Consider the following 9835-nt stretch of genomic DNA (forward strand, 5'->3'; position numbering starts at 1 on the left):
CTACCGGTACCAGAAAGGATGGACTGGTGAAGTTCACTCGTTTCCGGAGGCGTGGTCTCCGGCTGGCGGTTCCGGCCGTGTTCGGCGCTGCGCTGCTGGCTTTCGGGATGGCGTCGCCCGCTGCGGCGGACAACCCGGACCCGATCCCGGCCAGCTTCGATTTCTCCGACTGCCCGCCCCTGCCCGCCGGGGCGAGCCCGTTCTACTCGCGGTGTCAGGTGGCCGTCGTCACCAGCGGCACTTTCCAGGTCGGCAACTTCGACCAGGAGATCGAGGAGCCGATCAGGCTCACCTACGCCAGCACCCTCAACGCCGAGACCTTCGAGAGCGAGATCATCTTCGGCGGCCTCGACGCCCCGAAGATGCTCGTGCAGCCCGGCCTGTTCGGCGACCCCCTCCTTACCGCTGTGTATGCGAGGGTCGAGTACGCCGGCTCGTTCGAGATTCCGGCGGCCGGGAGCCACCTCGCCATCAACATGGGGGTGAAGGTCCGGCTCATCAACCCGTTCCTGGGGAGGAACTGCACGGTCGGGACCAACAGCAACCCGATCATGCTGAACCTCACCACCGGCACGACCGACCCGCCCGCGCCCAACACCCCGATCACCGGGGAGGACCCGAGGATCGCGCGGTCGGACCCGCCGCCCAGCGTGCTGCAGGCCCAGAGCGTCGACAACTCGTTCTCGGTGCCCGGCGCCAAGGGCTGCGTGTTCGGCGGCGGCATCGCCGACTGGCTGGTGAACCAGATCGGCGGATTCCCCGCAGCCGCCGGCACCAACACCACGGTCCAGAACGAGTACATCGTCTCCAAGCAGTACAGCCAGCTCTGAGTCGAGCGAAGTCAACTCTGACCGCGCCCGCAGCGAATGTCGCCGGCACGGTCAGCCTCCCTTCAGCTACGACGATCACGTGGCTCGCTCTGACGGGGCCCGATCCCCCGTCGAAAGCCACCGGGACCGGCCGCACCTGCCCGCACCACCCCGGGTTCTGATGCGGCCAGGCCGACTCGCCGCAGTCCGTCACCGGTCTGCGGCGAGTATGGCCTTTCCACCACCGCCATTTGTGTGACGAGGGTCAGGTGCACCCTCGCGATATGCGGTGAGTGATAATGCGACCGCTCTCGCGAATGTCGCTATTGGTAGCGTCTAACAAGCGAAGGCGATTTCAATCTTGAGCGGGTTCAATGTATTGATCGGTCTTTGTTCTGGTATTACCCTCCGGTAGGAAGTCCAGGGTCTCTCTCGTTCCTACCGGTACCAGAAAGGATGGACTGGTGAAGTTCACTCGTTTCCGGAGGCGTGGTCTCCGGCTGGCGGTTCCGGCCGTGTTCGGCGCTGCGCTGCTGGCTTTCGGGATGGCGTCGCCCGCTGCGGCGGACAACCCGGACCCGATCCCGGCCAGCTTCGATTTCTCCGACTGCCCGCCCCTGCCCGCCGGGGCGAGCCCGTTCTACTCGCGGTGTCAGGTGGCCGTCGTCACCAGCGGCACTTTCCAGGTCGGCAACTTCGACCAGGAGATCGAGGAGCCGATCAGGCTCACCTACGCCAGCACCCTCAACGCCGAGACCTTCGAGAGCGAGATCATCTTCGGCGGCCTCGACGCCCCGAAGATGCTGGTGCAGCCGGGTCTGTTCGGTGACCCGCTGTTGAGTGCCGTGTATGCGAAGGTCGAGTACGCCGGCTCGTTCGAGATTCCGGCGGCCGGGAGCCACCTCGCCATCAACATGGCGGTGAAGGTCCGGCTCATCAACCCCTTCCTGGGGAGCAACTGCACGGTCGGGACCAACAGCAACCCGATCATGCTGAACCTCACCACCGGCACGACCGACCCGCCCGCGCCCAACACCCCGATCACCGGGGAGGACCCGAGGATCGCGCGGTCGGACCCGCCGCCCAGCGTGCTGCAGGCCCAGAGCGTCGACAACTCGTTCTCGGTGCCCGGCGCCAAGGGCTGCGTGTTCGGCGGCGGCGTCGCCGACTGGCTGGTGAACCAGATCGGCGGATTCCCCGCAGCCGCCGGCACCAACACCACGGTCCAGAACGAGTACATCGTCTCCAAGCAGTACAGCCAGCTCTGAGCCCGATCAGCGCTCGACCGGTCCGTGCCCGCGGCGACCCCGCGGGCACGGCCGTCCGCTTTCAGCTACATCGATTCGTCAGGGCATGCCTGCCGTTCTGCCGCCACGACCGCCGGAGACCAGCATGGAGAACACGGCATCGCGAGCGAACAGGGGGTTCGAGACGAGTCGTCCGTGGGTCATCGGAGCGGTGTTGCCGTGCGCGGTCGGGACGTTCGGCGCTGTCGCCAACTCGGCGAGACCCCGGGGTGACGTCGGGCGCGCGGCCGGGTTCGCGGACGTCCTGCGCATCAACCCTGGTGTCGTGTCAGCCGGGCAGGCGGCCGTGGTCGCGGGGGTGACGGCCGCCGGGTTCGCGGCGCTGTGGTGGTCGATGCGGCGGAGTTGGCCATGGCTCCTGGTGGCGGGCGTGGCCCTGACCCTCCCCACCGAGGTCGTGTACGTCGTCGCAAGGGACGCCTTATTCGGCGATGCGGCCTGGTTCTACTTCGGCTCGGTCACCGCCGGGGCGCAGCTCGTGTTACTAGGGACGCTGGCCGCGGGGGTGCGGCTCGTCCACATCGGCGCGCCGGGCGCGGGCGCGATCCTGATCGGGGCCGGGGTCGGCGCACAGGTCTTCGGCGCGGCCACCGATGTGTGGATCGCGCACATCGCGATCGTGCAGCCCGGCGGTTTCCCGCTGGACTTCTCGGAGGCCGTCCAGATCCTGCTTCACTTCGCGTTTCTGGCCACCGCGATCGGTGTGGCGCTCCTGATGCTGGCCTTGCATTACCGCTACGACGGACGGCCCGAGCTGGCCCCGCGGTCGGGCGCCGAGCCCAAGATGGGCCTCCGCACGGCGACCGCGGGCGCGGTCGCCGCAGTGGCGTTCGTCCCGGCCGCCGGCATGGAGACGGTGAAGGGCGGGTTCGGTGTCGCCGCGTGCTGGCTGCTGCTGGGCGCGGGACTGGCGGCAGCGGCTCTGGCCGGGCTCCGCGCGGCGGCCGGTGTCGTCGTGGCGGCGGTGATCGTCGTCGGGGTCTCCGGCCCGGCGAGCGCGGTCATCCAGTCGGAGAACTCGAACTACGTCCTCATGTGGTTCCTGGTGGCGCTTGGCGTGGTGGCGGGGGTCGCCGTCGCGTTCCCGTCCTGGCGCCGCTGGGCCGCCCTCGCCGGATGCGCCGCCTGCGCGCTGGCGCTCGCCGTCACCATGCTGATCCGTCCAGACGGCATGACCCTGCTCATGCTCGCCCTCCTCGCAGCCACCGCCACCGTCGCGATCGCGTCGCTGGGCGTGTGGCTGACCCAGGACGCCCTTTCCCCGGCCGTCCTGGGCCCCCTGATGTTCGCGACGGTGATCGGTGCCTGCGGCCTGCTCGCCCACTGGCAGGGCACCGGCAGGCGCGGACCGAACGCGGAACTGTTCCGCGAACCCGGCCACCTCTGGCTCTACACCGTCCTGCTCCTCCTGGCGGGCCTCGCCCTCATCGCCCTGTCCCGCTGGCCGAAACGCCCCGCCCCAGACTGACCGGCCGTGGCGGGGCATGCGGTCAACGATCGTCGGAGTGAGCAAAGGTGTTCGCCGCGAGAGTGCCGCCCTCATGGGTTCCGTCACGGGGACGAGGCGGAGGCGGAACGTCCTCCGGCCTGCTGGCGCGTGTATCGGGCGGCGCGGTGTGCGGGACCTCGAACCAGACGCGCAGCCGGCCGTCGTCGAGCTGCTCGAATCCCCACGACTTGGCGAGCATCGACAGGATGGGCAGGCCGCGCCCGTGTTCGCCGTCCGGATCGTCGACGTGGTGCGGCACGGTGCTGCCGCCCTCGTCGGTGACCTCGATCCGGACGTTCGCCGTGCCCACGTAGGCGTCCACCTCCACGAGGTGGCCGTTGCCATGGACGATCGAATTGGTGAGCGTCTCGGAAAGCAGCAGGACGCTGTCATCGTAGGCGCTGTGCTCCGCCCCGAGCAGCGGCTCGAGCCGCTCCAGCAGCCAGCGCCGCCCGTTCACCACGTTCTTCGGGGTGGACGGGATGACGCACGTCCCCAGGTGCTTCATCGGACGCCCACCGCCCACGCCACCCGCGCGGCGGTCTCCGCGACGTTCCCGGCCATGCACCACTGCCCGCCGAAGATGTAGAGCCACCGCCCCCGGTGGTCGACCGCCGCGACCCCAAGCCATGTGCGCGGCCATGCCCGCTCTGGGACCCACAGCACGGCCTCACCGCGCGACGGGTGGACGAGCATCGAGGTGCACTGCTGACGTTCCCCCAGCTTGTAACACAGATCAGCCAGGAGGCTGTACCGCATCGCATGCGGCCGCTGATCCGCTGACATCGTCGGACGCCCCTTCTCCAGGCACGCGGACGACCACGATTCACCCGGCTTTCTTCCGTGATCACCCGTCTACCGTGCGTGATTTTCGCTACGGTCAGAGCATGGAGCGGACGGGATGAGTTTGTAAACCCAGGAAAGTGAACTCGCTCAAAGAATCATGGTCCGCTCGATGGGCATATACCTAGCGGAGGTACGAACGTGGCAAGTCGGACGAGTCCCACGGTCCGCAGGCGACGACTCGCATCTGAAATGCGGAGATTGCGGAGAGAGTCGGGAAAGACCCGCGAAGAGGCGGCCAGGTTCGCGGACATCGCCCCCGCCACGGTCAGCCGCATCGAGGCCGCCGTCCACGCGCCGAAGGTCGCCGACATCATGGCGCTCTGCAAGTTCTACGGCCTGGACGACGAGCGCACCGACGTCCTCGTCACCCTCGCCCGCCAGAGCCGCCAACGCGGCTGGTGGCACCGGTACTCGGGCTCCATCCCCGAGTGGTTCGAGGTCTACGTCGGCCTCGAAGAGGAAGCTGCAGAGATTTCGGATTACGCATCCGAGTTCGTCCCCGGCCTCCTGCAGACGGAGGACTACATCAAGGCTCTGTTCCACGCCAGCCTGCGGACATGGTCAGAGAAGGAGATCGAGCACCGAGTTGCACTGCGCCTCAAGCGACAGGAGCGTCTTGTCAGCAACGATCCTCTCAAGGTCTGGGCCGTCCTCAACGAGGCGGTGATCCGGAGGCAGGTCGGTGGACGCAACACCATGAGAAAGCAGCTCCACCACCTCGCCGAGTTGTCTCGGCTTCACCACGTCAATCTCGTGGTCCTGCCGTTCTCTGTAGGTGCCCACCCGTCCATGGACGGAGCCTGCACACTTCTACGCTTCCCTGAGCCCGCCGACCCCGACATCGTCTACATCCAGTACCGCCTGGGGAGCATCTATCTGGAGGACCCTTCCGACGTCGACGTATATGCCGACGTCTTCGATCATCTTCGCTCTCGGGCGCTCGGCCCCGACGAGTCCCTTGCGCTGATCGCTAAGGTGGCTGACGATTTCTCATAACCCCGAAAACCGGACAGGAGTGCAGAGTGATCATGAAGCACTCATTCGTACAGTGGCACAAGAGCAGCTACAGCGCGGAGGAAGGCCACTGCGTCGAGGTCGGTACATGGCGCAAGAGCAGTTGGAGCGCCGACGAGGGCAACTGTGTTGAGATCGGCATAGGGGATGCGGTGGTGCTGGCGCGGGACTCCAAGGATCCGGACGGGCCGGTGCTGGGCTTCGGTGCCGACACCTGGGGCGCCTTCCTCGACACCGTGAAGAGCGGTCGCGTCGACCTCTCCTGACGGCAATCCTCGCGGCGTCGGCCGTCGACGACCACGGCTTCGAGTGAATCGGTCACGGGCGCTTCCACGCGACCGATGCCCGCCATCAGTCGGTGAACAGCCGCCCGGAATGGCGCAGATGGTGCCCTCCATCGCCATGGGCCCGGTGGTGGCGTAGAGCGGCCAGCCGATCGCGAGGCCCTGAACTGCTGGGGGCGGATCAAAATGGAAAGGCGGTGGAAGCAGGATCGGCCCGCTTCCACCGCTGATCGCGTGGCGTCACGGCTGGACGTCACGTAGTCCGTCGCGCCAGAAGGCGTGACGGACGCCCTGTCCAGGCGACGGTCAAGCCGTCAGGCGAGGCGGGTCCTTCCACAAAAGCCATTCATCTGTCTTCCAGATGTCCGGCACGCGGATCACGGTGTCAAGACCGGCGATCCACGCAGGGCTGTTCCCGCCGGTGTCGAAACGGTCCTCCGTCCAGACACCGTTCTTGACCGGCAGACCGGTGTGGTCGCTCCCCTGGAGAAGGATCCGGGCAGCGACGGCGGACGCCAGGACCACGAGGCCGGCGCCGATCCACCCGTAGAGGTTCGGCGCCACGCCGGTCCCGACGAGTAGCCCGACAAGACAGGCCACCACGGGGTTGAGACATTGCACCGTGCTGATCAGCCCATCGGACCGGGCGAGCTCGTAGGCACGGACGTACGCCAAGTTGGCGACCAGGAACAGCGCCGATGTGAGCGCCACGGTCGACAGCACCCGCCAGGTCATCCAGTGATCGTCCGTCCAGACGAGGACCGGTACCCCGACGAGGCAGGCGGCGCTCCACCCCATCAGCTCCACGACCCGCGTGAGGTCGCCCAGCTCGGTCAGCTTCCCCGACACGATCGTGCCGCTGACGCCGATGGCGGAGACCAGGCACGCCATGACCAGACCCCAGGATTCGGCCCCATCGGTGAACGGCCTGGCCAACAGTACGACGCCGACCAACCCGATCACGAACCACACGACATGCCGTCGCCGGCCCGGTCCGCGCTCGGGGAAGACCAGCCGCCACGTCGACAGGGCCAGCGCCCCGAGTGCCACGAGCGTCATCATGGTTCCGACACCCACGCGTTTCAGGGCGGCCTGCTGCAGCTGCCCCTGGAGGAGGGAGGGAACCATCAGGATGAATACCCACTTCCAGTAAGCCCGGTCCCATCGGAACTCGGCGGCGCGCTTTCTCGCCTGGCTGCGGAAACGCGTGGCCAGGCTGAAGAAGACGGCTCCAAGAACTGTGATCAGGGCACCCACCGCGGCGGGCGAGTACTCGGGATAGAGGCGTGTGGCATTCGCCGACCCTAATGATATTAGGGTCAGGGTGAGCACTCCCATGAGCGCTCCCATGAGTTTGCGCATTGGGCTCTCCTTTGTTCACCCGGCTGTTCGGCCGGTGCCTGACCGCGTAGATCAGGCAGAGGAGACCGTCCTGGACGAGGCCCGGGACGCAACATTCACGCCGCCGACAGCCGCAGCGACTCTGCGCGCAGGGTCGTGCCATGCGTTCTGGTGCGGGTGACGACGAACGTTCACCGGGTCTGGTGACACCCCCGGTCGATGTCCGCGATGACCAGGCGGGCGGGGCCCGGATGGACGTTGACGGTGTGGCTAAGGTTGCGTCGTATGGGTGGCGGGCATGCGCATTACGTCGTGCTGGACGGTAAGCAGCGCCGTGTCTGGTCGCGGCGGCGTGGTGCCTTGTCGCTGTTCACCGACGTGCTGTGGGGGCCGGAGCGCACGCTGGAATTCATTCAGAGTCAAGAGGGCGGCACTCCCGACTTCTGGATGAATTCGGTCTGGTGGCAGGGCGTGCTCCTTGTGGATCTGCGAAAGCGGCAGATGCTCGTCCATACTTTTCACGAGATGGATGACCACCACACGTCCGTCCACGAGATCCGTGCCTGGCTGCGCATCGTGCGGGGATTGTGGCCGCGCGGTTGGGAGATCGCCTGGATCCCGCGTGGGCTGCATGAGGTGATGGATCACCTCGGGCTGCCGTACGACACCGTCCTCTACCTGGACGAACCGATGATCGCCCCACCTCGGTCGCAGTGGGCGTTACCTCCGGCGGAGGACGACGACCTTGCGGCGGCAGCCGAGACCGTCGTCGCCGTGCGGGGAACGGGAGGCCGCTTGTCGTTCGGGGGGCTCTGGATCAACGGAATGGACGAAATGCTGCTCCACGGGCCTGCCCGTTTGGAAATCGAGCAGGAAGAAGCGGCTGACTGTGCGGTGCTGGGAGCGGTACCTCGTAATGGCGCCTATCTGGATGTCGGGAGTCGGCGGCTGGACTGGTGGGCCCTCGACTGTCCGCACGATCGGCGCCTGGTGGAATCGCAGTGGACGGGGTGGACGCTGACAGACCACGGCGACGACTATGCCGAGGTCGCTCGGCTCGCCGGACCGGACTTCGTGATCGAGGGCGGTTCGGAAGGGGACGCTTGCGGCTTGTGGGGGAGTGGCTCGGGGCCAGGACGCCCGCCCCCACCGACCGGGCCGCCTTGGGCGAGGTCGTCTCGTCGCTGTCCCGCGCCGGTGACTGACCCGCTGCTCCACGCCGGGCCTTAGCGCGGTGGCCTCGCGTTTGCCGGGGATGACCAGCGGCCAGATCAGCCGGTGCGTCCCTTCGCCGGTCAGGTGAAGATCTCGTCGAGGGAGTCGGCGGTCGCGACGCGGCGGGCCCAGGTGTGGATCTGTTCGAGGTCCTGACAGGAGGTGATGCGTTCCCGGAGGTCGTCGTCGATGGTGAAGCCGTGCGACTCCAGGACGATGAGAAGCAGTTCGGCCTTGCCTTCGGCCCGGCCTTCGACCTTGCCTTCGGCGATGTGGTTGGGGGGCGAAGTCGCTTTCCCACTCGTAAGTGTCGGCCTGCATGATCTCCTCCAAGCAGCGTCGTGCGGCCTCGTCTGCACCCGCCGCAGCCCTCCACGTCCATGCTCGAACGTGGAGGGCTTGTACGCGTCCTGCAAGCTGCCACTAGAGCAGACCTGCGAGGACGGGAATGAACAGCCCACTTGGCGGAGAGACGGACGGCCGGTCGCCTGTCAGGTGAAGATGCGGTCGAGAGGCTCGCCTTCCGTGGCGCGGCGGGCCCAGGTGTGGAGCTGTTCGTGGTCCTGGCAGGAGGTGATGCGTTCCCGGAGGTCGTCGTCGATGGTGAAGCCGCGCGTCTTCAGTACGGTGAGTAGCAGCTTGGCCTCGCCCCTGGCCTCGCCCTTGACCACGCCCCTGGCCTCGCCTTCGGCGATGTGTTTGAGGGCGAAGTCGCTTTCCCACTCGTAAGTGTCGGCCTGCAAGATCTCCTCCAAGCAGCGTCGTGCGGCTCCGGAGAGCTGCGACAGCACGTAGTCATGGTACAACTCGCCCTTGTCGCGGTCGGTGACCTGCAGGGCTTCGGCGAAGGCCGTCAGGACGGCCTTCTGGTCCGGGCCGTCGGCGTGCGCGACGGTGCTCAGGATCGCCAGTTCCGGCAGGGAACGGGCCTGGTCCAGGTCGGTGACGGCGGGGACCTCGGTGAGTTCGAGTACCCAGGGGCGCAGGACCCAGCCGTGATGCCCGGTCTCGATCGGTTCACGGCACCAGGCGGCGGTCTTCTCGTCCGGGCACAGCACCAGCAACGTCACCGGGCACTCTTGCCGCGCCCGGAGTGTGGCCAGGTAGACCGGCCACGTGTAGCGCTTGCGCTCCTTCTGGTCGAGCTGGGTCTCGACGACGATCGCGAGATCCGGCTTCTCGGGGTCACCGAGCAGGACGGTCGAGTCGCATCGGTATTCGGTGGGTTTGCAGTCGGTCAGCGTCTCCGATCCCAGTGATATCTGCTCGTACTCGGGGGGCTTGATCCCGGATACCGCCTGGAGGAGTTCCGGGGCCAGCGCGGGCCGGTTCCGGATCAACTCGAGCGGCACCTCATGCTTCGTGGAGGGCACGGGGTGGACGCTATCGGTGGTCGTGCCGCCACGGAGAGCGAAGATCGTTACATGGGGAGATGGAGGAGATGTTCTGGCATGTCCCTGTTCGTGGTGCAGATGCGCGGGAGGACGGCGCCCTGTAGGTCGTCGGGCCGGTAACGGTTCGGGTGGGGGG

Annotated in this window: 11 protein-coding genes; 6 read left to right on the plus strand and 5 right to left on the minus strand. The window is 67.2% G+C overall.

The genetic code is table 11. The features are described 5' to 3' along the window. The first annotated feature begins 26 nt into the window (after positions 1 to 26). The 3 genes from E1281_RS32285 to E1281_RS32295 all read left to right on the plus strand — a co-directional run bounded on the left by E1281_RS32285 (position 27) and on the right by E1281_RS32295 (position 3584). Positions 27 to 830, plus strand: coding sequence for a hypothetical protein (locus tag E1281_RS32285; protein ID WP_131883503.1), 804 nt, complete (start codon positions 27 to 29; stop codon positions 828 to 830). Positions 831 to 1273: 443 nt separating this feature from the next. Continuing rightward, positions 1274 to 2077 carry a hypothetical protein gene (locus E1281_RS32290; protein ID WP_131883504.1) on the plus strand — a complete coding sequence of 268 codons (804 nt, stop codon included), beginning with the start codon at positions 1274 to 1276 and terminating at the stop codon, positions 2075 to 2077. 304 nt (positions 2078 to 2381) lie between these two features. After that, positions 2382 to 3584, plus strand: a complete 1203-nt coding sequence (locus E1281_RS32295; protein ID WP_131883505.1) for a hypothetical protein — start codon at positions 2382 to 2384, stop codon at positions 3582 to 3584. A 22-nt stretch (positions 3585 to 3606) separates the two neighbouring features. Here the strand turns inward: E1281_RS32295 and E1281_RS32300 are convergent, their stop codons facing one another. Both E1281_RS32300 and E1281_RS40705 read right to left on the minus strand, forming a co-directional pair. Next, positions 3607 to 4113 carry an ATP-binding protein gene (locus E1281_RS32300; RefSeq protein WP_165959205.1) on the minus strand — a complete coding sequence of 169 codons (507 nt, stop codon included), beginning with the start codon at positions 4111 to 4113 and terminating at the stop codon, positions 3607 to 3609. Next, positions 4110 to 4391 carry a hypothetical protein gene (locus tag E1281_RS40705; RefSeq protein WP_165959206.1) on the minus strand — a complete coding sequence of 94 codons (282 nt, stop codon included), beginning with the start codon at positions 4389 to 4391 and terminating at the stop codon, positions 4110 to 4112. Before E1281_RS40705 ends, E1281_RS32300 begins: the two co-directional genes overlap by 4 nt. A gap of 198 nt (positions 4392 to 4589) precedes the next feature. Here E1281_RS40705 and E1281_RS32305 point away from each other — a divergent pair, with 198 nt between their 5' ends. Next, positions 4590 to 5447 (plus strand): helix-turn-helix transcriptional regulator, encoded by an 858-nt coding sequence (locus E1281_RS32305; protein WP_131883507.1) that lies wholly within the window; start codon positions 4590 to 4592, stop codon positions 5445 to 5447. Between the two features lie 32 nt (positions 5448 to 5479). Next, on the plus strand, positions 5480 to 5731 hold the full coding sequence (locus E1281_RS32310; RefSeq protein WP_131883512.1) for a DUF397 domain-containing protein: 252 nt from the start codon (positions 5480 to 5482) through the stop codon (positions 5729 to 5731). Positions 5732 to 6055: 324 nt separating this feature from the next. On the opposite strand, the gene E1281_RS32315 is transcribed toward E1281_RS32310, so the two are convergent. Beyond that, on the minus strand, positions 6056 to 7087 hold the full coding sequence (locus tag E1281_RS32315) for a DMT family transporter (RefSeq protein WP_131883508.1): 1032 nt from the start codon (positions 7085 to 7087) through the stop codon (positions 6056 to 6058). A gap of 261 nt (positions 7088 to 7348) precedes the next feature. On the opposite strand from E1281_RS32315, the gene E1281_RS32320 reads away from it, so the two are divergent. Further along, positions 7349 to 8320: a hypothetical protein gene (locus E1281_RS32320; RefSeq protein ID WP_131883509.1), complete on the plus strand. Its 972-nt coding sequence runs from the start codon at positions 7349 to 7351 to the stop codon at positions 8318 to 8320. 65 nt (positions 8321 to 8385) lie between these two features. Here E1281_RS32320 and E1281_RS32325 read toward each other — a convergent pair whose 3' ends face one another. Further along, positions 8386 to 8721 (minus strand): hypothetical protein, encoded by a 336-nt coding sequence (locus tag E1281_RS32325; RefSeq protein WP_131883510.1) that lies wholly within the window; start codon positions 8719 to 8721, stop codon positions 8386 to 8388. Between the two features lie 75 nt (positions 8722 to 8796). Next, positions 8797 to 9678, minus strand: a complete 882-nt coding sequence (locus E1281_RS32330; RefSeq protein WP_131883511.1) for a hypothetical protein — start codon at positions 9676 to 9678, stop codon at positions 8797 to 8799. Between the last annotated feature and the right edge of the window lie 157 nt (positions 9679 to 9835).

The organism is Actinomadura sp. KC345 (assembly GCF_004348515.1).
GTDB lineage: Bacteria > Actinomycetota > Actinomycetes > Streptosporangiales > Streptosporangiaceae > Spirillospora.

Excerpts from the sequence above, each read along its gene's own strand:
- E1281_RS32315 (WP_131883508.1), bottom strand. The coding sequence starts at position 7,087 with ATGGGAGTGCTCACCCTGACCCTAATATCATTAGGGTCGGCGAATGCC.
- E1281_RS40705 (WP_165959206.1), bottom strand. The coding sequence starts at position 4,391 with ATGTCAGCGGATCAGCGGCCGCATGCGATGCGGTACAGCCTCCTGGCT.
- E1281_RS32300 (WP_165959205.1), bottom strand. The coding sequence starts at position 4,113 with ATGAAGCACCTGGGGACGTGCGTCATCCCGTCCACCCCGAAGAACGTG.
- E1281_RS32310 (WP_131883512.1), top strand. The coding sequence starts at position 5,480 with ATGAAGCACTCATTCGTACAGTGGCACAAGAGCAGCTACAGCGCGGAG.